20 protein-coding genes are annotated in these 21,642 nt (G+C 47.1%); 17 read left to right on the plus strand and 3 right to left on the minus strand.

All coding sequences use genetic code 11. The features are described from left to right. Positions 1-22: 22 nt before the first annotated feature. A complete protein-coding gene (locus tag D8Y20_RS00655) occupies positions 23-766 on the plus strand; it encodes a hypothetical protein (protein ID WP_121541093.1) in 744 nt (247 codons plus the stop codon). A 46-nt stretch (positions 767-812) separates the two neighbouring features. Then, on the plus strand, positions 813-1,748 hold the full coding sequence (locus D8Y20_RS00660) for a pseudouridine synthase (protein WP_121541094.1): 936 nt from the start codon (positions 813-815) through the stop codon (positions 1,746-1,748). Positions 1,749-1,799: 51 nt separating this feature from the next. Here D8Y20_RS00660 and D8Y20_RS00665 read toward each other — a convergent pair whose 3' ends face one another. The 3 genes from D8Y20_RS00665 to D8Y20_RS00675 all read right to left on the minus strand — a co-directional run bounded on the left by D8Y20_RS00665 (position 1,800) and on the right by D8Y20_RS00675 (position 3,389). Further along, complete coding sequence (locus D8Y20_RS00665) at positions 1,800-2,588, minus strand: MipA/OmpV family protein (RefSeq protein WP_236075162.1); 789 nt, start codon at positions 2,586-2,588, stop codon at positions 1,800-1,802. Positions 2,589-2,863: 275 nt separating this feature from the next. Further along, positions 2,864-3,088 carry a DUF1653 domain-containing protein gene (locus D8Y20_RS00670; protein WP_121541096.1) on the minus strand — a complete coding sequence of 75 codons (225 nt, stop codon included), beginning with the start codon at positions 3,086-3,088 and terminating at the stop codon, positions 2,864-2,866. Positions 3,089-3,212: 124 nt separating this feature from the next. Beyond that, positions 3,213-3,389 carry an N-carbamoyl-L-amino acid amidohydrolase gene (locus D8Y20_RS00675; RefSeq protein WP_121541097.1) on the minus strand — a complete coding sequence of 59 codons (177 nt, stop codon included), beginning with the start codon at positions 3,387-3,389 and terminating at the stop codon, positions 3,213-3,215. A gap of 211 nt (positions 3,390-3,600) precedes the next feature. On the opposite strand from D8Y20_RS00675, the gene D8Y20_RS00680 reads away from it, so the two are divergent. The 15 genes from D8Y20_RS00680 to D8Y20_RS00750 all read left to right on the plus strand — a co-directional run bounded on the left by D8Y20_RS00680 (position 3,601) and on the right by D8Y20_RS00750 (position 21,483). After that, positions 3,601-4,188: a LemA family protein gene (locus D8Y20_RS00680; RefSeq protein ID WP_121541098.1), complete on the plus strand. Its 588-nt coding sequence runs from the start codon at positions 3,601-3,603 to the stop codon at positions 4,186-4,188. A 137-nt stretch (positions 4,189-4,325) separates the two neighbouring features. Continuing rightward, positions 4,326-6,257 carry a M48 family metallopeptidase gene (locus D8Y20_RS00685; protein ID WP_121541099.1) on the plus strand — a complete coding sequence of 644 codons (1,932 nt, stop codon included), beginning with the start codon at positions 4,326-4,328 and terminating at the stop codon, positions 6,255-6,257. Beyond that, positions 6,257-7,147 carry a hypothetical protein gene (locus D8Y20_RS00690; protein ID WP_121541100.1) on the plus strand — a complete coding sequence of 297 codons (891 nt, stop codon included), beginning with the start codon at positions 6,257-6,259 and terminating at the stop codon, positions 7,145-7,147. Before D8Y20_RS00685 ends, D8Y20_RS00690 begins: the two co-directional genes overlap by 1 nt. A gap of 301 nt (positions 7,148-7,448) precedes the next feature. Then, positions 7,449-8,648 carry a tRNA epoxyqueuosine(34) reductase QueG gene (queG, locus tag D8Y20_RS00695; RefSeq protein ID WP_236075163.1) on the plus strand — a complete coding sequence of 400 codons (1,200 nt, stop codon included), beginning with the start codon at positions 7,449-7,451 and terminating at the stop codon, positions 8,646-8,648. After that, complete coding sequence (locus tag D8Y20_RS00700) at positions 8,635-9,294, plus strand: HAD family hydrolase (protein ID WP_121541102.1); 660 nt, start codon at positions 8,635-8,637, stop codon at positions 9,292-9,294. The genes queG and D8Y20_RS00700 overlap by 14 nt, the downstream gene beginning before the upstream one ends. Before the next feature lie 7 nt (positions 9,295-9,301). Continuing rightward, positions 9,302-9,937: a thiamine phosphate synthase gene (gene thiE / locus D8Y20_RS00705; RefSeq protein ID WP_121541103.1), complete on the plus strand. Its 636-nt coding sequence runs from the start codon at positions 9,302-9,304 to the stop codon at positions 9,935-9,937. Further along, positions 9,934-10,701: a bifunctional hydroxymethylpyrimidine kinase/phosphomethylpyrimidine kinase gene (gene thiD / locus D8Y20_RS00710; protein ID WP_236075164.1), complete on the plus strand. Its 768-nt coding sequence runs from the start codon at positions 9,934-9,936 to the stop codon at positions 10,699-10,701. Before thiE ends, thiD begins: the two co-directional genes overlap by 4 nt. A 109-nt stretch (positions 10,702-10,810) precedes the next feature. Next, positions 10,811-11,791, plus strand: coding sequence for a malate dehydrogenase (gene mdh / locus D8Y20_RS00715; RefSeq protein ID WP_121541104.1), 981 nt, complete (start codon positions 10,811-10,813; stop codon positions 11,789-11,791). Positions 11,792-11,846: 55 nt separating this feature from the next. Next, positions 11,847-13,070, plus strand: coding sequence for an ADP-forming succinate--CoA ligase subunit beta (gene sucC / locus D8Y20_RS00720; RefSeq protein WP_121541105.1), 1,224 nt, complete (start codon positions 11,847-11,849; stop codon positions 13,068-13,070). Continuing rightward, complete coding sequence (gene sucD / locus D8Y20_RS00725; protein ID WP_121541106.1) at positions 13,067-13,936, plus strand: succinate--CoA ligase subunit alpha; 870 nt, start codon at positions 13,067-13,069, stop codon at positions 13,934-13,936. Before sucC ends, sucD begins: the two co-directional genes overlap by 4 nt. 67 nt (positions 13,937-14,003) lie before the next feature. Further along, on the plus strand, positions 14,004-15,500 hold the full coding sequence (locus tag D8Y20_RS00730; RefSeq protein ID WP_121541107.1) for a paraquat-inducible protein A: 1,497 nt from the start codon (positions 14,004-14,006) through the stop codon (positions 15,498-15,500). Beyond that, the gene (locus tag D8Y20_RS00735) at positions 15,493-17,190 is read left to right on the plus strand and encodes an intermembrane transport protein PqiB (RefSeq protein WP_161957547.1); all 1,698 of its coding nucleotides are present in this window, start codon (positions 15,493-15,495) and stop codon (positions 17,188-17,190) included. Before D8Y20_RS00730 ends, D8Y20_RS00735 begins: the two co-directional genes overlap by 8 nt. Continuing rightward, complete coding sequence (locus D8Y20_RS00740) at positions 17,190-17,816, plus strand: membrane integrity-associated transporter subunit PqiC (protein ID WP_121541109.1); 627 nt, start codon at positions 17,190-17,192, stop codon at positions 17,814-17,816. The genes D8Y20_RS00735 and D8Y20_RS00740 overlap by 1 nt, the downstream gene beginning before the upstream one ends. 5 nt (positions 17,817-17,821) lie before the next feature. Beyond that, positions 17,822-18,769 (plus strand): outer membrane lipoprotein-sorting protein, encoded by a 948-nt coding sequence (locus D8Y20_RS00745; RefSeq protein WP_147434000.1) that lies wholly within the window; start codon positions 17,822-17,824, stop codon positions 18,767-18,769. Beyond that, the gene (locus tag D8Y20_RS00750; RefSeq protein WP_121541111.1) at positions 18,766-21,483 is read left to right on the plus strand and encodes an MMPL family transporter; all 2,718 of its coding nucleotides are present in this window, start codon (positions 18,766-18,768) and stop codon (positions 21,481-21,483) included. Before D8Y20_RS00745 ends, D8Y20_RS00750 begins: the two co-directional genes overlap by 4 nt. The last annotated feature ends 159 nt before the right edge of the window (positions 21,484-21,642 follow it).

Raw genomic sequence — 21,642 nt, forward strand, 5'->3', positions numbered from 1 at the left:
TTATAGGTGGGGGGGATAGAACGTGCCACGATTTATCATTGCAGGCAGTGTGGTTGGTCTTGGTTTAGTTGCCATTGCAGCCTTTATAGTCGGGTGGTTTGGTTTAACATCTACTGTTACAGCGCTGAGCTTTGCTTTTCCGGGTGTGATTGTGATGGTCTATGTCTGGGATCATTATGCCATGTTGTATGATTTACCAGGTCGAGATATGCACAAGGCTGTGGTGGATATGAAAGAGGTAGAAACCCGCGCTTCCAGCTTACTTGCTTTGGAAGGTGCTGCTCAATTGTGCGGATTGCGTTATGTAGAAGGAAAGCAGTTGTGGATTGGTCACTCACATGCGCTCTGGTTTGTTTTTGTTGTAGCAGCGATGCTGTGCCTATCTATAAGTGCAGTGAGCATGATTCACAACGGAGTGTGGAGTAATCAAGCGTGGATATTGATAGCCATTGCAGCGTTATGCATTTTGCTGGCGATTCGTTTTTATTCGGGCCATCACCGGATTCATTGTCTGAACTTAGGGGAGAAGACCTTTGTTCGTGAGGATGGCAGCCAGTTACGATTGTCTGATGCATGGGTGAAGGTATGCAATATTGATGATGATCTGTCTGGACCCGATAGCAAACGACATTATGAGGTTGTGCTTTGCTGGCCTGAAAAATCGTTAGAGCTTGTCTTGTTTATATTGCCGCATGAGATCGATGCTAAAAAATATGCGGCAAGAATGGTGCAATTGACCGGGGCACATCATGCAAAGGAACGTTAATGCAGCGCAAGCTTTCACGCTTTATATATTCCGTTAGTTTTTGCGCATGAATTTTCACCATGATCATTTTATTACGCTTAGTATATCGCCTAAGCCTTCATTTATTACCTTGCCACGACAGGATCAGCCTTTGCCATTGTTGTTGGATTTTTTTGATCAGCGTTTTCCACGTATCGGCCGCGAAGTCTGGTTGGAACGACTGCGTAGCGGGAAAATATCTGATGAGAAGGGGCGGCTGCTAGATGAATCAACGCCTTATCGTATTAATGCACGCTTGCGTTATTATCGTGAAGTAAAAAATGAACCTATCATTCCATTTCAAGAGAGTATTGTTTATGAGGATGAACACATTCTTGTGGCTGATAAGCCACATTTTTTACCGGTTACACCGAATGGAAATGCCGTGAATGAGTGCTTGATGCATCGTTTGGTAAAACGAACGGGTAACCATCAACTTGTTCCTGTGCATCGCCTTGATCGAGAAACAGCGGGCTTGGTGCTATTTAGTAAAGTGCCTGAAACCCGTAAACATTATCATGCCATCTTTCAGCAGGGTAATATCAAGAAACAGTATGAAGCCGTGGCGACGCTTCCTGAAAACAATGAGCGTTTGGAGTGGTTGATTGAGAGCCGTATTGAGGCGAGTGGTGAATGGACCTTGCATCACAATGTGCCGGGCGAAGTCAATGCACGTTCACATATCAAATTATTGGCGAGGGGCGATGTGCTTGCACGTTTTGCCTTGTCACCGCTAACCGGAAAAACGCATCAGTTACGCTTGCATATGGGCTTGATCGGATCACAGATCCAACATGATACATTTTATCCGCATCTGTTACCGCAATCTGAAGTGATTAATTATGCTAAACCCTTGCAGTTATTGGCAAAGCAGCTTGTGTTCACTGATCCTGTGTCGTCTGTGAAACATCAGTTTGAATCAACATTGGAATTATCATCATGGTCATCAATTTTGAATGCTTAAGTAGGGCTGTTTGGGGTTAATCAAGCAGCAGTCCGGATGATGTGCAAACTTTTAATCATCAGATGAAGTGCGACTGACTGCTTCAGATTGAAAGATGCTCCAGGCCATACCTACAGTGATAGAGATATAATGACGGCTTTTGACCAATGGGCTATGCGAGATGGTTCCCGGTGTTAGGTTGCGATAGCGCAAGGCTGTGAATAGTCGGATGTTGTCGGAATATTGATAACGCACCCGTGCGGTGATGGAGGCGGAATGAAGGCCTGCTCCGGATTGATAGGCCGGCCTGGTAGGGGTCACAAAAGCCGGGGCTACATCGTAAAATGTGGCGTGATATTTTCTTGAAGCGAACAGTAGGCCAGTAGTGAATTCAAGTTTAAGTGCCGGACTGGCTTTGTATTGCAGCTGAATATCCGGTTCAGATAACCAACCCAGAAAAGAGCCCGATGTGTCGATCACGCCGCGCATGGGCAGACGTACATTTAGTATAGATTGGCTGTTTTGATAAACCTTCCAGTTTAATCTGGGACCCGCCTGAATGTTAAATTTTAAACCTGGCATGCCTGCACGGGCTCGATTGGAGTTGCGTACCGGCAAACCACCGCCCAGAGAGAGATCAAGGCTGAGTTGATCCATATCGAACAGCGCTGCACGTAAACCACCACGATCCATGCTAATGCGATCTCCACGGTAGATGAAATAGGGTAAGGGGGCGGCAAAATTATAGCGTTCATCACTACCCATATATTGAGGTAGCGATGCTGCACCAAGTGCCAGGCCCAGCTCCCATTTTGGTAATGCCTTGCTTGCACTATCGGCATGCGCCGTTATGGGTGACATGCAAATGATGAATATCATGGCGCGTAAACGAATAGAGTGCATAAGTGCTGAAGTTATGAGTTGGCGATAGTTTGTCTATAGGGAAACGCTGATTTATTCAGCATTTCCGCGCAGGCCATGGACGGCCTGCCAAATAGGGAACGTAAGAGAGCGATTTGTAAGCAGAAACAAAACCACGCTTTTGTTTCTGCGAGCTGTGTTTGGCAGGAGCCAATAAACAGCATCTCAATAGTTGGATCACGGCGTATGGGTATTAAGAGATTATGTGAATGCGTTCAGGGATGCATTGGACCTGAATATTGAAATCTGGGAACGAAGACGCCATCCAATGTTTTCATATCGTGGAACATTTCAACAGGCCTCACCCAGATACCATGCTCACCGTAGAGAGGACGATAGACCACGAGTTTTTCCATGCTTTCAGAATGCGTGGCTGTAGCAATAACTTCGTACTCGCCACCCTTGAAATGTCTGTATTTTCCCGGTTTTATTTCCGTCATATATTCTCTTCTTTACCATGCTTGTTTTAGATAATGATACGCTTTACAAACGTATTGTAGTCGATGATGGTATGCTAATATTTGCCAGCTTGTGCGTTTTAACGCTGTTTTTTTATGGAGGGATTTAAGGTTTGTATTTGTAGCGTGCGTTTGCATTGCTGTGTTCATAGGTACCGGAGACAATCTCAGTAAGTACTTCATCGATAACATTTGCCTTTAAATCCTGCTCTAAGACGCTGACCATCTCTTCACTACTGATGATCATCTCTTCCAGGCTCTTTTTATCAATTTTTACAAACATCTATTACTCCTTCATGATTATGCAGGCGATATAGCGCTACAGTATAATGTATGGGTGTTGCTGCAAGCTGTAATTTATGCGCAGGGTTTGACAGCTCCCGTATGATAAAGAACGTTGAGTTTATTTTCTCGATAGTGCCGGCTTGTCGCATTTGCGGCAGTCGCATTCCTGCTTTATGATCCCGGTGAGTAGAGATGTGTGGAGGTGTTTCATGTCAATATCAATGATTGTTCTGGCTGTTATTGTGTTTCTTATTCTTTATGTTGTTGTGATTTATAATCGACTGGTGCAGTACAAAAATCGTTTCAAAAATGCTTTTTCTCAGATCGATGTGCAGCTAAAACGGCGTTATGACCTGATTCCCAACCTGGTGGAGACGGCTAAAGCCTATCTAAAACACGAACATGAGACCCTGCAGGAAGTAACCGAAGCACGTAACCAGGCAATGGCAGCAATGAAAGGAGCCAGTCGAAACCCGGGTGATGCTACGGCAATGAAATCACTGATGGGGGCTGAAGCAGCACTCGGTGGTGCGTTGCTTAATCTTAATGCAGTGATGGAGAGTTATCCTGATCTGAAAGCAGATCAAACGATGGCGCAATTATCTGAAGAGTTGAGCTCGACTGAAAACCGGGTTGCCTTTGCGCGTCAGGCCTACAATGATGAAGTGATGGTGTACAATACACAGCGGGAAACCTTTCCTGATCTGCTGTTCGCGGGTGCTTTTGGTTTCCAGCAAGCAGTGCTATGGCAGATTAAGGACGTGACGATAAAACAGGCTCCGAAAATCAGTTTTTAGATTTTTTTGAACTCATTTCTTTTTGATTCGATGGCGTTTGATCCCATGACTTTTGACTGCATTACAATCGATGCTTGTCTCTAATGATTCCGAGTGAATTTGCTTGGGATCAAGCCTGTTTACCGTAAGATGATCATATGAAAGATTTCTTTGGTCAGCAGGAGCAAGCCAAGCGCAATACCAGCTTCTTGGTGTTAATGTTTGTCTGCGCGGTCATTCTGATCGTGTTTTCAGTATATTTGGCCGTCACTGCTGGGCTGTTGGTAACGCAGGTGTTCATTGCGCAACAAACAGACTTGTTTATTCACGATTTCTGGGATGTGGATCGTTTTCTATGGATTAACGGTATTACGCTCATGATTGTGGCTGCCGGTAGTGTGTATCGTACTCATCAGTTGAAGCAGGGAGGAGGAAGTGCTGTGGCAGCTCTGCTTGCAGCAGAGCGTGTGCCATCCAATTCTATGGATCCACTTCATTCCCGATTACTCAATATTGTAGAGGAGATGGCGATTGCATCCGGAATGCCTGTGCCTCCGGTATATCTACTCTCACAATCTGGTATCAATGCATTTGCAGCAGGATTCGGACCGCGTGATGCTGTGATCACCGTTAGTCAGGGGGCGGTGGAATTACTGAGCCGTGATGAGTTGCAGGGTGTTATTGCCCATGAATTCAGTCATATCCTCAACGGTGATATTGCACTGAAAATGCGATTAATGGGATTGCTGTTTGGCATTACCCTGATTTCAGATTGCGGGATTGTTATGATGACTGCCAGAGGCAGTTCGCGTCATCATGGTCAGGAGCGTGGTACACATCCGGCCATGCTGGTGATGGGTTTTATGATTTTCATGGTGGGTACGATCGGATCTGTGTTTGCCGACATGATCAAGCGTGCGGTATCCCGGCAACGCGAGTTTCTTGCCGATGCAGCAGCCGTGCAGTTCACGCGTAACCCGGAAGGTATTGCAGGAGCATTGAAAGTGATCGGTGGTTATGCGTCGGGTTCGCGCATTCAACATGCTGCAACGCAACAGACCAGCCACTTCTTTTTTTGTAATGCCGTCAAATCTTGGGAAAATAAAAACTGGTGGGCGACACACCCGCCATTGATTGAACGCATTAAGCGGTTAGAGCCAGGTTTTAACGGTCATGTGAATAGTGTAGATGCTGTTACAAGGCGCGCTGAGGTCATGTCCGGGGCCATGCATGCCTTTGATGCTGGGCAGGGCATTGCTACAGGTCTTGTGGCCAGTGCCGATGCACTCATGCTGTCTATTGGCAAGCCCGATGGTGAGGCGTTGCAGCACGCACGCCATATATTGAACCGCATGCCAAAACGGGTGACAGACTTTGCACATGATTCTTTTACTGCCCGCGCTGTTATGTATGCGCTACTGTTGGATAGCGCATCAACTATCAGGAAGGGGCAGTTGAATCAGTTACAGAAGCAGGCGGATGCTAGTGTGTTTCGTGAGCTGCTGGATATTCAACCTTTAGTGGCCAAGCTCGATCCTGAGCTCAGAATACCCCTGCTTGAAATGTTGATTCCGGCCCTGAAATCACTATCCAGAACGCAATTTGACACGTTTCGTGGATGTATCAGTTCCTTGATTCGAGCCGATCATAAAACTGACCTGTTTGAATATATGTTGCAGCGCATGTTATTGCGTCACCTGTATCCTTCATTTTTGAAGACGAAGCCACTTAAGGTCTGCTTTGATTCGCCGGAGCAGGTTATAGATCAAGTGGCAGAACTCATTGTCCTGCTGATTGATAGAGGCAGGCATGTAAATCCTGCGAATACGTTTAAGCTGGCGATGTCCGCCTTTCACGAGGGTGATATGCCTGATATGCCGGTTATTTCAGCGGGTGTTATTCATACCCTGGATGAGGCGCTGAAAAAGCTGGAACGATCATCTCCAGCGCTGAAACGGACGTTGTTAAAAGCCTGTGTGGTAACGGTGTTGGCAGATGGTAACACTGCGATAGCAGAGATAGAGCTTGTCAGAGCGATTGCCGATGCACTGGATGTGCCTGTGCCTCCATTTGACACGTCAACACAGTGATGAATATAGGCTTGGGTTTATTGATAAGGCTGCGCAGCTTTGTGCTGCTCTTGTTGTGTTGTATCTGTGGTTCTGTGGTCACCGAAGCAGAAACGGTTGATGGAGCTGTGCACACGAGAGAACTTGTAACTCAGTATCTGGAATCTCGTGATGCCCTGCTGCAACAATTCAACAAAAAACCGATCCATATTCGGATGTCTGACAAAGAATCGAAGAAAGACGGGGAAGCACAACTCCGGGGACTCAAGGCTCTGGAAACACAGTTAAGGGCGATAATCGCTCCCGTTCACATTGCGGGTTTCAAAGACGACAGCTGGATCAGTCTGGGATCATTGCGTGAGACGTCATACGGCGATGCCAGTCGATTGGATGGATTATTTTACAGTGGTGATGATGGGCTGTTATTTGTTACAACAAAAGAACTGGCGACCCACTGGCTTAAGAAGTACAGGAAACCGGCTGAAGGCCGTGGCATGCATGATTTACAACATGACTACTCAGCATTTTTCGCCCTGGAAGCAGCCGTGATGCCATTTATGGCACTGCCAATCCAGGCTTCCAAAGATGTGTATATCCGCGCCACGCTGGCACTTCTGGGACAAGATTCCGGCCCTTATCCTCCGAGTGTCGTTTATGTTTATATCGAAAGAGGCGATATTATATTGCTGCTTGAGCATAGACTGACTGAGGCTATTTCTCAGGTTCCTGCATGTGAGAAAAAGTATAACGCATCGATGAATCATGGCGGCCTGGCTTCACACCCCTGGGAACCGGATGCTGCCTTTTTGATCTATAAAAACTGCTTTACAGATAAGGCTGAATCCTTACCGTTTTATAAGCCTATGATCAAAGAGGTTCAATCGATAGTTGATCGCATCATGCGGATGTGATTGCACTGCTGCATACGGATATTGCGTCATCTGTGTGTTGTATCATGATGTAGATATCGTCGCACGCAGATGCTGCTTACATTGCCCCTTTTGATATTGAAAAGGAGGTTCTAAGCATGGGTAATGGGGTGGGTTTTGATATAAGTAAAATAGAATCAATGATTTAGCTTGGTACGACTAGGAAGATTTGTACGACTAGGAAGATTTCTTTGACCTACTCTGTGGTGATTGTTTTTGACCATGAGCAAAGAGCAAAGTGCTAGGCTTTCATAGTTTGATATTGATGTGTCAGAGTGCCGCCATGGTAAACGATGGGGTGAAAGAGATGATTAAGGCTAAGGCCTTAGCACATGGTTTTGCGCTGTGTCGTATCTCGTCGCCGGTTGTGGATCAAAAGCATGTGCAGGGATTGCAGCATTGGGTGCAATCCGACATGCAGGCTGATATGGCATGGATGGCGGAAGAGGTGCGTATGCAGCGCCGTATGCAGCCTGAATCGATGCTGCAAGATGTGCGATCAGTGATTACGGTGGCCATGACCTATTCACCGCCTGCCTACCAACTTGATGAAGCCAATGAGGCAACAGAGCAGGGTGTGATTTCGGCTTATGCGCACGGCGATGACTATCATGATGTGATGAAAAAACGATTGAAAGCATTGGCCGCTGATCTTGATGTACTGCTTGGTAAACATGATCAGCGTGTATTTGTGGATACAGCACCGGTTCTGGAGCATGCCCTGGCAGAATCCTCGGGGCTTGGTTGGCAGGGCAAACATTCATTAACCATTCATCGCGAGCTGGGTTCATGGTTTTTGCTGGGAGAGATATTTACAACGGCTGAGATTGATGCTGATGAAGCAGCCAACAATCATTGCGGCACATGTTCAGCCTGTCTCGATGTTTGTCCCACGCAAGCGATTGTTGCGCCCTATGTTGTGGATGCGCGATTGTGTATTTCGTATCTGACGATTGAATTTGATGGTTTTATTCCGCATCCACTTCGATCTCTGATGGGCAACCATATTTACGGTTGTGATGACTGCCAAATGGTATGCCCGTGGAATCAGCATGCTGCCAAGGTTGTGTTGCGCTTGCAGGATCTGAACACTTGGTGTGATCCCCTTACACCGAGGGGGGAGAATCATCTGCCAAATCTTGCTAGCTTGCTGCGACTTGATGATGATGGTTTCCGGCAGTTGTTTCGTAAATCGCCAATCAAACGTACCAAGCGCGCTGGTTTGTTGCGTAATGTTTGTATCGCGATGGGGAATTCGGGAAATGATCTGTTTGTGGATGATTTACTGCCTGCACTTACGGATAAAGAAGCGCTGGTCCGAGGCCATGCTGCGTGGGCATTGGGACGATTGAGTTGTGCAGAAAATCATCAATGTATTAGTGCAGCATTGCAGCATCAACTTGTTGATGAAGTGGATGTTAATGCACGTGAAGAAATTATTTTAACTATAGAATATTTAAGGAGTAAGTATGACGATGCCTAAGGCTTTTATTTTCGATCTTGATGGAACATTGGTGGATGCACTGCCTGATATTCAGGCCAATGCGAATCGTGCTTTGGAGTCGCTTGGTTATGATTTGCGTTTGTCTCTGGCCGATACGCAGCCACATGTTGGTGGTGGTGCGCACAAACTAGCCTCTAACGTGCTCGGCTTGCCAATGGAGCATGATGAGACAATGGCCTTGTACCATGCCTTTGCAGATATTTATGAGCAGCATCCGGCTGACCATGGTAAAGCCTTTCCCGGTGTGATGCATGTATTGGACACACTCAAAGCCAAGGGCATTCCGATGTCGGTTGTGACAGCCAAACCCGCCAAAGCGCGCGTGAAAGTGCTGGATGCGATGGGGCTTACACCTTACCTGACGCTGGCACTATCACCGGAAGATGGTTTCCCTAAAAAACCTGCGCCGGATATGTTGCTGGAGTGCTGCCGAGCGATGGGTGTGGATGCTGCCGAAACAGTGATGGTGGGTGATACACGTTTTGATGTGGAAGCAGGTTTTGCTGCACACTGTCAGCATGTGGCATTTGCCGAACATGGTTATCAGGATGTGCCTGCCGAATATGCTGATCGGGTTGTGCCGCTACCTGCATTTACCGATCTGTTGAAATTACTGGAATCCTGATCAGCAAATGAAAGCAACAGACATGCATGGAGTCTATGCCATATTACCGGCAGATCTGGAAAGCGCAGATCTGTTAGAGAAAGCGGAAGCGGCGTTAAAAGGGGGGGTGAAAACCCTCCAGTTCCGTGATAAAAAACAGGGGTATAAGCGTCAACTAAAACGTGCCAAAGCATTGCGTCAGTTAACGCGTGCCTATGGTGCGCTGTTGATCATCAATGATTCAGTGGCTCTGGCGCAGGATGCCGAGGCTGATGGTGTGCATTTGGGGCGTGATGATGCACCGAATCTTGTCCAGTTGAGAGTGCAGGTAGGTGATGATTTTATCATTGGTATTACCTGTCGTGCTGACGCTGCTTTTGCAACATCGGCGCTCAAGGATGGTGCTGATTATGTCTCCTTTGGTGCTGTGTGGGCGACCACATCCAAGTCTGAAGTGCCGGTTATCGGTCTGCCGCGCTTAATGAAAGCGCGCCAGATGTTTCCCGATGCGCATATCTGTGCCATTGGTGGCATTGATGCAGACAATCTCGCTGAGATTAAGGCTGCCGGAGCTGATTGTGCGGCGGTGATTTCCGGCCTGTTTGCGGCGGAAGATATCGAAGCGGAAGCAGTACGATTGATTGCTATCTGGGGTAATGGATGAATCAACACAGGGGCATGAATCAAAGCACGGATGAGAAAAGAGCTGTTTGCCTTACCATTGGCGGTTCTGACTCCTGCGGTGGTGCAGGCATTCAGGCTGACTTACGAGTATTTGCATCGCTGGGCTTGCATGGCTGTTCTGCGACCACTGCCTTAACGGCACAGAACCCTGCCAATATCAGTAGAATTGAAGCGGTTTCATTGGCGCAATTGGATGCTGAAATACATGCCGTATTTGATTATTACGATGTGGTGGCTGTGAAAACAGGTATGCTGTTTAGTGTTGAACATATCGCGCTGGTGTCTGCATTATTGCATGAACTGCATGCCGGTCTTCTGGTTGTTGATCCGGTGATGATCTCCAGCAGTGGAAAACGGCTGTTACAAGATGGGGCTATTGATACACTTCAACATGCGTTGCTGCCGATGGCTACACTGATTACCCCGAACCTGGATGAAGCAGCCGTATTACTGGGAGCGCCTGTCACTGATCCTGCGCGTGATGCATGCGCATTAAGGGAACGCTTGGGCTGTGCTGTCTTGTTAAAAGGCGGGCATGCGGATACTACGCATTTGAGTGATGTGCTGTGTGATGCGGATGGAACGATTCATAGCTTTAATCATCCACGTCAGAGCTGGTCAGCACATCAAAGGCACGGTACCGGTTGCCGCTTGGCATCTGCTATGACCGGGCATCTGGCGCTTGGCTTGCCTCTGGAGATAGCTGCCCGGCAAGCGATTGATTATTTGCAGGCGGCTTCATAGCCACAGCGTATCTGTTTCGTTGGACTATCAATCACAATATCGTCATGATTTTCTTTTATTGGGTACATTGGGATACTATTTCATTATTTTGAATGAAAGGGGATAAGCTATGCGTTGGTCAGCAGCTCAGAAAATCAATAAATCAACTATTCATCGAAAAAAAATTACCGTTGTAGGGGCTGGCAATGTTGGCGCTACGGCAGCTTTTTTAGCCGCTCAGAAAGAGATGGCAAATATTATGATGATCGATGTCATGGAGGGCGTGCCTCAGGGTAAGGCGCTCGATATGTTTGAGTCATCACCCATTCAGGGCTTTGATTCCTATGTGGAAGGCACACAGGATTATGCCGATACGGCCAATTCCGATTTGGTAATCATTACAGCAGGTATTGCGCGCAAACCGGGCATGAGCCGCGATGATCTGCTCAGTATTAATGTGAAAATTGTATCTGAAGTAACGCGCAATATCGTCAAATACTCTCCTAATTGTATTATTCTGGTGGTGACCAATCCTCTCGATGCCATGGTGTATACTGCTCTGAAAGTGTCCGGTTTTCCCAAACATAGGGTTATTGGTATGGCCGGCGTACTCGATTCAGCGCGTATGCGTGCGTTTATTGCTGAGGAATTAGAGGTTTCCATTGAAAATGTTGGAGCCTGTGTATTGGGCGGTCATGGCGATACCATGGTTCCTTTGCCGCGTTACTGCACCATGGCAGGGATTCCCATCACTGAACTCATAGATGCAGAACGGGTGCAGGCTATATGTGATCGTACGGCTAATGGTGGTGCAGAAATTGTCGGTTATCTGAAAACGGGTTCTGCTTTTTATGCACCCGGTGCATCCGTTGTTCAAATGGCTGAAGCGATTATCAAAGATAAAAAACAGATACTGCCCTGTGCCGCTTATTTAGAAGGGGAATATGGTATTAATGGTTATTATCTGGGTGTGCCATGTAAACTCGGGGGTAGTGGTTTGGAATCCATCATTGAGCTGGATTTAACAAAACAAGAGCGTGGTGCATTGCATCAGTCGATGCTGGCAGTCAAAGATCTGGTCAAAACAATTGATGCATTTGGCTATTTTTAGTTGCATCCGGCGTATGATAAATGGTTGAACATGTTTAAAAAATTGAGGTTATTAAATGAACATTCATGAGTATCAGGCTAAGGCGCTGCTGGCCGAATTTTCTGTGCCGGTTCCCAAGGGCATTGTGGCGATGTCAGTGGCCGAGGCGGTCGCTGCTGCCACATCGCTGGCTGGCGATATCTGGGTAGTGAAAGCACAGATTCATGCCGGTGGTCGTGGCAAGGCTGGTGGTGTGCGTGTGTGTCGGTCTCTACAGGAAGTGGAATCGGTCGCTGATGCCCTGTTGGGTTCGATATTGGTAACCAAACAAACAGGTGAAGCAGGCAAACAGGTGAACAGGCTGTATGTTGAAGAGGGCCTGGATATTGATCGTGAATTTTACCTGAGTCTACTGGTGGATAGAGAGACCGAATCGATTGCCTTTGTTGTCAGCCCAGCCGGTGGCATGGATATTGAACAGGTTGCAGCAGATACCCCGGATCAGATTATGACCGTAAAGATTGCCGGTGATGCGGTGTCGGTAACAGAGAGTGGGCGTATGGCTGCCAAGCTTGGTTTGGGCAGTGATCAATTGGAGGCGTTCCATACACTGACATCAAATGTGCATCGCATGTTCCGTCAGACAGATGCTGCCATGCTGGAGTTAAATCCATTACTGCTTACACAATCGGGTCAACTCATCGCCCTGGATGCCAAGTTTGTGCTGGATGATAACGCGCTCTACCGTCAACCTGCTATTGCTGAACTACGTGATCTGGATGAAGAAGATCCGCGTGAAACCGAGGCATCGCGGTTTGGTTTGAATTATATCGCCCTGGATGGACATATCGGCTGCATGGTTAATGGTGCAGGGCTTGCGATGGCCTCCATGGATATTATTCAATTGAAAGGTGGAAAACCGGCCAATTTCCTGGACGTTGGTGGCGGGGTTACGGTTGATGCTGTCTGTGAAGCCTTTAAACTGCTATTCAGTGATGAGCATGTCAAAGCGGTACTGGTGAATATTTTCGGTGGTATTGTACGTTGTGATATTATTGCCAATGGTTTGCTTGAAGCGATTAAAACCCATCCCATGCGCGTGCCGGTGGTGATGCGTCTGGTTGGTACCAATGAAAAAGAGGGCAGGGCGATTGTGAAAGATGCAGGCTTAGATGTGCGTTGGGCAGAGGATCTGGATCAGGCAGCAGAATTTGCAGTAGCTGCAGCACAGTGGGAGCAAGCATCGCTGTCCCGATGTGCGGTAGATCAATCAGATCAAACAGGTCGAGGTTTAACATGAGCGTACTATTGGATCGTCATACACGCGTTATTTGCCAGGGATTTACGGGCAAACAGGGCAGTTTTCATTCCGAACAGATGATCGCTTATGGCACCAGCTTTGTTGGCGGTGTCACACCGGGTAAAGGTGGTCAACGCCATCTTGAGCGTCCGGTATTTGATAGTGTAGCAGATGCTGTTGAGCAAGAGGGTGCAGAAGCAACGGTGATTTTTGTACCGCCACGTTTTGCGGCCGATGCCATTGTTGAAGCAGCGAATGCAGGGATTAAACTGATCTGCTGCATTACCGAAGGTATTCCGGTGCAGGATATGTTGCGTGTGAAACAACAGATTGCCAATATGGATTGTACGCTGATCGGGCCGAACTGTCCGGGTATCATCACACCGGGCGAAGCCAAGATTGGTATTATGCCGGGCCATATTCATCTACCGGGCCGTATCGGAGTCATTTCAAGATCGGGCACGTTAACCTATGAAGCTGTTGCGCAACTAACTTCTACAGGTTTGGGACAAAGCACCTGTATCGGTATGGGTGGAGACCCGATTCATGGCATGGACTTTATTGATGCGTTAAAACTGTTCGAAGCCGATGATCAAACCGAAGGGGTAGTGATGATCGGAGAGATTGGTGGTTCGGATGAAGAACATGCCGCTGCTTATATTCGTGATCATTTTTCTAAACCAGTGGTCGCATTTATCGCTGGAGCGACAGCTCCAAAAGGTAAACGCATGGGCCATGCAGGAGCCATAATTTCCGGAGGAAAAGGTACGGCAGAAGCGAAATTTACCGCGCTGGAAACAGCCGGTGTCGCCATTGAACACAATCCAACCTTGTTGGGTAAACGTATGCTCGCATTGCTCGGTTGATAGTGTAGATGCTTATGGGGTGGGCGTAGTGCGAATGACTGTGATGTGTGATGGCTTGTTTTAACAGATGATTGCATGTCATGAGTGTGATGCACTGCATCATCTTCAATCACTGCCCGAGCATGCTAAAGCGCATTGTTCATGCTGTGATGCGCTCTTATATGAGCATGTCTCTTCACAAGCAGTACATCATAATCTGGCCCTGCAATTCACTGCGTTGCTGTTATTTGTCATGGCCAATACATTTCCATTTATGTCATTAAAACTGGCGGGCAGGGTGGAAACGGATCATTTACTATCCGGCCCCCTGGCGCTGTTTGATACTGGCATGAATGATATTGGTCTATTGGTTTTATTGACCAGTATTGTATTTCCACTGCTAACCATGCTTGCTTCGCTATATCTGCTGGTGCCTGCATCACTGGGTTTACGTGCTCCGGCTATGGCATCTGTTTTTCGCCTGGTGCAGCACCTGATGCCATGGAGCCTGCTGGGTGTGTTTATGCTGGCTGTATTGATTGCTATCGTAAAATTACTTGATTTGGCAGAGATCGAAGTTGGTGTTGCCATGATGGCGTATGCGGCTCTCTTACCCGTGAGTGTGTTGGCGATGCAGGGTATGAATAGTGGGCTGTTCTGGCCGCATCAACTACATGAAGGCGCGAACATTGATGCGCCGCGCGATGGTTTAGGTCGCGCCTTGAATCGCGGGCGCTTGCATTGCCATACATGCTCACTGTTGGTGTTGCGACCCAAGTTGAAATCATCGTCGCATGAAGAAGCACATTGTCCGCGTTGTCACGACATTCTTCATGCCCGTAAGCCGAATAGCATAGCCCGCACCTGGGCCTTGTTGATTGCGGCAACTATCCTGCTTTTCCCTGCAAATATATTGCCGATTATGACGGTAACCCAGTTAGGGCAAGGTGAGCCTAGTACGATTTTAGCGGGTGTAGAACACCTCATAAAGGCTGGCATGTGGCATCTGGGTTTGATTGTGTTTTTTGCCAGTATCATGGTGCCAGTGAGTAAATTGCTGACCTTGGTGTTTTTGTTGCTTTCTCTACACTTTAAATCCTTATGGCGCCCTTATGATCGCACGCGTTTGTTTCGCATGACAGAAATGATCGGCTCTTGGTCTATGGTCGATATTTTTGTGATTGGCATTTTAACTTCGTTGGTCAGTATGGATGCATTGGCTTCAATCGAGCCGGGCATTGCAGCCAGCTATTTTGCCGCATCGGTGGTGTTGACGATGATGGCTGCACAGAGCTTTGATCCGCGTCTGATTTGGGATGGTATTGACCGGGATGGTATTGATCGGGATGGGATCGAACGGGATGGGATCGAACGGGATGGTATTGACAGGGATGGTATTGACAGGGATGGGATCGAACGGGATGGGATTGATCGGGATGGGATTGACCGGGATGGGATTGACCGGGATAAGATCGACGAAGCTAAGGCTCAAGAGAGGGAACACCTGAATGAACATGAAGAAACATCGGGAGAGCAGTTATTGATGCAGCAACATGGTCCAAGGTCGGAGCAGTCGCATGGGTAAGCAGGAAAATCACACTGAGATGGCGGGTGATGGTCAGGCTGTAGTGAAAATGCCAAGCCGTTTTTCAATGGTATGGTTGATTCCTGTTTTGACCTTGTGCATTGGCCTTTGGCTTATTGTGAAAACTATTTCAGAACAAGGCCCTGAAATTACCATTAGTATGAAAACAGCCAATGGCATAGAGGCCGGTAAAACGCCCATTAAATATAAAGATGTGAAAATCGGAATGGTTGAAGCATTAAAATTTACGAAGGATTTCAAGCATGTGGTGTTAACGGCACGCTTAAACCCTGATGCAGAATCATTCTTGCATCGGGATACCCTCTTTTGGGTAGTGCGCCCACAACTGAGTTTACGCGGTGTTTCCGGTTTGGGTACGCTGGTCAGTGGCTCTTATATCGAGATTGATCCCGGTCATGGTTCACCGCAATACCATTTTAAGGCTCTGGATTCCGCTCCCATTGTAAAATCGGATTCAGATGGTGTGCGCGTGACACTGTTATCCGATAAGTTGGGATCTTTGGATGTTGGCTCTCCGGTCTATTATCAGGGTATTCAGGCCGGTGAAGTGCTTGGTTATGAACTATCCAATGATAAACATAGTATTTTTGTTCATGCCTTTGTGCGCTCGCCATACGATGGTTTAGTGCATGGTAATAGCCATTTCTGGAATGTCAGTGGTATTGATCTGACCATGGGTGCTGATGGCGTGCAACTGCGCACCACGTCACTGCAATCGATGCTGTATGGCGGCATTGCCTTTGATTCACAGAAAAAAGCAGATAGTCCGCTTGAAGATGCGGAGGATCTCGTCTTTACCTTGTATAAAAATTACGATGAAATTATTGCTAAAACCTATACGAGAAAAATTCGTTTTGTGGTCTATTTTGAGAAATCGGTGCGTGGCTTGAATGTGAATGCGCCGGTGGAATTTAAAGGTATTCAGGTCGGTAAGGTTGTAGATGTGCGGCTGGAATTCAATCGTGCTGATGTCAGTTTTCGTATCCCTGTGATCATAGAAATCGAGCCGGAACGGATCGTGGAAAACAACGAGGGGGCCGACAGTACATCGGATCAGGTATTGGCCAGACTGGTGGCGCGTGGGCTGCGGGCCCAATTGGAAACTGGCAGTTTACTAACAGGAAAACTGTTTGTATCACTGGATATGCATCCTGATACACCGATTCGTTTGTTGGCTGATGGACGCAGTGAATTACCTGAGATTCCGTCTATTGCCGGTGGTTTTGATCAAATCACAACATCACTGCAGAGTATTTTGACCAAGCTGGATAAAGTGAAAACCGATAAGATCGGTGAGGATCTGGCCAGTCTGGTGCATAGCAGTAATAATTTAATCAATGGTTCCGCCACCAAAGAATCGATTGCTGATTTGCGCGCTTCGCTGAGTGCATTCCGGCATGTGATTGAATCATTGGATCAGCATGCTGAACCGATGGCGGATAATCTGGATAAAGCGTTGAATTCAGGGCGCAGTACTTTGGAGCAGGCTGAAAAAACGCTGCGCAGTATTAATGACACACTGGATCCGGCATCGCCACTGCAATATAGAGTGAATCAATTGAGTCAGGACTTGTCGGACATGGCGCGTGCGATCCGATCATTTGTTGATCTGCTTGAGCGTCATCCCAACGCCGTGTTGTTTGGTAAACCAAAATCAGGAGAGCAATAATGAGAGCCTTGTATCATCGTGACGTACGCTATCTGTTGTCCTTTTTGTTTATCATGATTGTAGCCGGATGCAGTTCCACGCCAACCCAATATTATGTGTTGAATACAGTCGCTTCTGTGCAGCAGAACAGCAGCAGTGATGCATCTGACACAGCCACCAAGCATCAGCTTGCCATCAGGCAACTGGAGATTCCCCGTTATCTGGATCGCCCTCGCATCGTGAGTAGGGATGCAGAGAATCATCTCCGCATCGCTGAATATCATCAGTGGGGCGGGCGACTGCGGGATGATGTTGCCCGCACCTTGAGTGATGATCTGGCTGAATATCTGGATTCGATGAGTGTGATCACGGCACCATTTCCAGGCTCTATGCATGCGGATATTTCATTGTTGATTGATATTCGACAATTTGAACGACTGGCGGATGGACGCGTTCATTTGAAAGTGCGTTGGCATATTCAGCAGACAGGCAAGCAATCACAGAGTTACTTTCATCATATAATCAGTGAAACCAATGTCTCTGAACACGACTATGCCGCGATGGCGGGAGCAATGTCGCAACTGCTGGCTACCTTGTCTGAGAAAATGGCGATAGAAATTAAGCGCCTTGCAGAGCTGGATAGATAATCATCGTGTTTACTTTAGATCGCGCTATGGCGGCCTGGTTGTTGAAGCCCGGGCATAGAGCGATCTATGTGATTGCATTGGCTGTGATGGTGAGTTGTAGCATTCAAACCAGTGTGATGGCCGCTGAGATGCCGTTAACGCATAATAATCAAGTACAGCAGCCAGCGTTGACCGGGGAAGATATCATTATGGAATCGCTTCGCCGCCATGAGTTATATCCGTATGTGTATGAAGAACAGTCACTGATACTGATGGATGCCAAGCAACATCGGGATGTAAGGCGTATGAAACGTTATTCCAGATTAGAGCCGGGTGGCACATTTAAGGCGATGCTTACATTCACCTATCCTGAATCAATCGCCGGAGCAGCTCTGTTGTTTACCCGCCAACAAGATGGTGAACGTAAAAAGCGCTTTTACCTACCGGCGCTTGGTACGCATCTGATTGAATATACCGGGGGTGTGGCAGGTAGCCAGATGCTTGGTAGTGAATTTTCATTGGAAGATCTCATGCCTGAAGATATGGACGCATTTGAATATCATCGGATGAAGGATGTAATCGATGGTGATAACGCCTATTTTGTCGTGCAGGCCATTTCGAAGCGTGATAAGACAAACGTACGTCGCAGCTATGCAGAGCGAAAGTTGCTCATCCGGCAGGATAATTTTTTTGTGACGCATGTCGATTACCTGGATCAAAAGGGGGCACTGGTGAAAAGGCAGACCCGGCATGATATCCATCAGGTGAATGGTGAAATGTGGCGTGCGGATATGATGATGGCAGAAAACTTCCTCAATCATCATCGCTCTATTTTGAAGGTCGATCGGCGCGTCTATTCCAGTGATTATGTGCCGGAGTTCATTTTTGATATTTCGTCTTTTGTACCAGCAACCAGTCAGCCTGCAGCAGAGTCTTCAGATCCGAACCCTGAAGTAGCCGAGGAGGCACCATGAATCGAATACTTATGTTCGGCTTGCATCATCGCTTGTTATTGCTACTGGTGCTGACTGTTTTGACTGCCCTGGCCGCAACAGGCATGCAGCATCTGCATATTGATACGGGAACGGAAAACATGGTTGCCAAGGGTTCTGCGAAAATGCAGATCTATGAATCGGTAGTTGAAGAGTTCGGATCTGATAATCAAACACTGATCTTTACTCGGGATCCCTCCTTGTGGACTACGGATAAACTCCATGCATTGAAAGCGCTGCATGTGCGACTGGCTTCACTGGAGTCGGTACAGCGGGTGGAAGACATTTTCACACTGCGCAATTTGCGTGGCAAACAAGACGCTGTCAGCTCAAAATTATTGATGGATCATATCCCTGAAAATCAGAAAGAAGTTGATCAGCTAAAAGAAAACGTGCTCTATAACCCTTTGGTGAAGGGCAATCTTGTTTCAGCAGAAGGTAACGCGCTTGCAATGATTGTGACGGTTCAACCCGCTGCCATGAAAACACTCGGTCATGCCGGCGTGTATGAAGCGATACAGCAGGCCATTGAACCATCAGCTGAACATTTTGAACGCCTGTTTCAAATTGGTTCGCCGCGCATTCAGATGGAAATGGAATCAACCCTGTTTACTGACATGCGTACACTCGCACCGCTTTCTGCCGCTGTTATTTTGTTGGTGATTTTATTGTTTATGCGCAGTACAGCAGCAGGTTTTATTCCGCTGGTTACCGCTGGCATTAGTCTGATCTGGACCATGGGTATGATGGGCTGGGCTGGTATTCCGGTGAATATCCTCAGTGCAATGTTACCAACTTTGATTATTGTTATCGGATCGACGGAAGATACCCATTTAATTGGTTCATATTTAGATGCGCGTAGAGCATATCCGGATCAGGAACCAGAATTCTGCGTGCGCAAGATGTTGCGTAAGATGGGGTTGCCGCTGCTCTTGACCATTTCCACCACGGTGCTTGGATTTGCTGGAAATATATTCAGCAGCATGGAGTTGATCCGTGATTTTGCCATTGCATCCAGCTTTGCCATGTTGGCCAATGGATTGGTGACCATTTTGCTGGTGCCTGCGTTGCTCGTCATGATGGGTTCATCTAAAAAATCCGGACAGCCAGCCACCGAAGGCGGTTTCTTATCCAGACTTGTCTTAAAATTGAACCAGAAATCGAATCTTTCCATACAGCGTCTATTGCTTGGTGCGACGTTGCTCTTGTGTGCATTCTTCCTGTTTGAGGCTTCTAAACTGTATGTGACCAATGATCCGATGTCGTATTTTAAACAGGATCGTCCATTGATCAGGGATGCAAGTGAGGTGAATCAATACCTTGCAGGCATTAAAACATTTTTCATCAGTGTGCAATCGGATAAAGAAGAGGCTTTTTTGCAGCCCCGCAACCTGCGTAAACTCGAAGAGCTTGCAGATTTTATCGGTAAGCAGGGTGTGTTTGATCGCACCGTATCTCTGGTTGATTACTTGAAACTGATGAATCGCGAATTCCATGCCGGTGATCCACAATGGTATCAGTTGCCTGCCAATAAAGAATTGGTATCCCAATATCTGTTATTCATGCACCGGCAGGAATTGCAACGTTATGTCAGCCATGATTACAGGCGCGGTGTGATTGTAGTACGCCACCATATTAGTGACTCCAATATGCTGAACCGAAACATTGATGAATTGCGTCAAGTGGCTCAGGAGATTGCAGGGGCGGAGCTACAAGTCGATATTGTTGGTGAGAATCTGATGATCAACGAAGAGGCCGATACCTTGTTGCATGCCCAGGTTGAATCATTGATGATTTTTCTTGGTATTATATTTTTGCTGATGTCAGCCATGTTCACCTCCTTCAAGGGTGGTTTGATTGCCATGGTGCCCAGTGTGATTCCCATTATTCTGATGTTTGGTGTGATGGGCCTGCTGGGTATTCCCCTGAATCCCGGTACAGCGATGGTGGCAGTGATTGCCATTGGTATCGCCATCGATAGTACCATTCATATGCTTTCCAGTTACAATAAACATAGCCGTATGATGGGCGATTCGGTGCAAGCGGCACAACAAACGGTACGTGAAGAAGCCTTGCCGATGATTACTACCAGCGTGGCACTATCGCTTGGTTTTGGTATTTTACTGGCCTCTGATTTCGCCATTATCGGCCAGTTCGGTGCCTTGGCTGCGGCCACCATGCTGTTTGCGCTGTTTGCCAATCTGATTGTTACACCATTGATTATGTCCCGCGTTCGATTGGTTGGTCTGTATGATATTTTGGCCTTGTCGGTGGATAAAGAGTCATTAAGTGGCTGTCAGCTATTTCATGAGATGTCAGATTATCAGATTCGTAAAGCTATGCTGATCTCCGAAGTGAATGATTATAGTGAAGGCGCAAAAATTATTGAGCAGGGCTGTTTGGATCGGAGCATGTATCTGCTGATCAAGGGTGAAGTGGATGTTATTCGTCATTCACAGGATGGCGATGAGATCATTGCGCGATTGAAACCCGGTGAAGTGTTTGGTGAGATTGCTTTTGTACGTGAGATACGCCGAACTGCAGATGTGTGTGCGGTAAATTCAGTATCAGTGCTGCGGTTTGATTGTGAACGATTAAAACGGGATCTGCGTTTTTTCCCGCATATTGTTGCAAAATTAAATTTCAATATCAGTTATATACTCGGTGAACGCTTAGCCAATACGTTTAAGGATTAATGACCCAGTCTGCGAAAACAACGGAATCCAATGATATTCTGTTGGGATAATCATTTTGCCGATGGTTTCCTGCAGCGAGTAGATCGCAGATAAGATGATCGCTTGCATGCTACCCTTCATGCTCTGAAGTGGTTATGCTCAGTGATGTCTTTCAAGAGG

The sequence above is a fragment of the Mariprofundus sp. EBB-1 genome, assembly GCF_003665155.1.
GTDB lineage: Bacteria > Pseudomonadota > Zetaproteobacteria > Mariprofundales > Mariprofundaceae > Mariprofundus.

What these genes read in the sequence shown, in the direction of transcription:
- sucD (WP_121541106.1), top strand. Translation starts at nt 13,067, where the DNA reads ATGAGCGTACTATTGGATCGTCATACACGCGTTATTTGCCAGGGATTT.
- thiE (WP_121541103.1), top strand. Translation starts at nt 9,302, where the DNA reads ATGAAAGCAACAGACATGCATGGAGTCTATGCCATATTACCGGCAGAT.
- D8Y20_RS00670 (WP_121541096.1), bottom strand. Translation starts at nt 3,088, where the DNA reads ATGACGGAAATAAAACCGGGAAAATACAGACATTTCAAGGGTGGCGAG.
- sucC (WP_121541105.1), top strand. Translation starts at nt 11,847, where the DNA reads ATGAACATTCATGAGTATCAGGCTAAGGCGCTGCTGGCCGAATTTTCT.
- D8Y20_RS00730 (WP_121541107.1), top strand. Translation starts at nt 14,004, where the DNA reads ATGATTGCATGTCATGAGTGTGATGCACTGCATCATCTTCAATCACTG.
- D8Y20_RS00700 (WP_121541102.1), top strand. Translation starts at nt 8,635, where the DNA reads ATGACGATGCCTAAGGCTTTTATTTTCGATCTTGATGGAACATTGGTG.
- D8Y20_RS00665 (WP_236075162.1), bottom strand. Translation starts at nt 2,588, where the DNA reads ATGTCACCCATAACGGCGCATGCCGATAGTGCAAGCAAGGCATTACCA.
- D8Y20_RS00660 (WP_121541094.1), top strand. Translation starts at nt 813, where the DNA reads ATGAATTTTCACCATGATCATTTTATTACGCTTAGTATATCGCCTAAG.
- D8Y20_RS00690 (WP_121541100.1), top strand. Translation starts at nt 6,257, where the DNA reads ATGAATATAGGCTTGGGTTTATTGATAAGGCTGCGCAGCTTTGTGCTG.
- D8Y20_RS00735 (WP_161957547.1), top strand. Translation starts at nt 15,493, where the DNA reads ATGGGTAAGCAGGAAAATCACACTGAGATGGCGGGTGATGGTCAGGCT.
- mdh (WP_121541104.1), top strand. Translation starts at nt 10,811, where the DNA reads ATGCGTTGGTCAGCAGCTCAGAAAATCAATAAATCAACTATTCATCGA.
- D8Y20_RS00680 (WP_121541098.1), top strand. Translation starts at nt 3,601, where the DNA reads ATGTCAATATCAATGATTGTTCTGGCTGTTATTGTGTTTCTTATTCTT.
- D8Y20_RS00750 (WP_121541111.1), top strand. Translation starts at nt 18,766, where the DNA reads ATGAATCGAATACTTATGTTCGGCTTGCATCATCGCTTGTTATTGCTA.
- D8Y20_RS00675 (WP_121541097.1), bottom strand. Translation starts at nt 3,389, where the DNA reads ATGTTTGTAAAAATTGATAAAAAGAGCCTGGAAGAGATGATCATCAGT.
- queG (WP_236075163.1), top strand. Translation starts at nt 7,449, where the DNA reads ATGGTAAACGATGGGGTGAAAGAGATGATTAAGGCTAAGGCCTTAGCA.
- D8Y20_RS00740 (WP_121541109.1), top strand. Translation starts at nt 17,190, where the DNA reads ATGAGAGCCTTGTATCATCGTGACGTACGCTATCTGTTGTCCTTTTTG.
- thiD (WP_236075164.1), top strand. Translation starts at nt 9,934, where the DNA reads ATGAATCAACACAGGGGCATGAATCAAAGCACGGATGAGAAAAGAGCT.
- D8Y20_RS00685 (WP_121541099.1), top strand. Translation starts at nt 4,326, where the DNA reads ATGAAAGATTTCTTTGGTCAGCAGGAGCAAGCCAAGCGCAATACCAGC.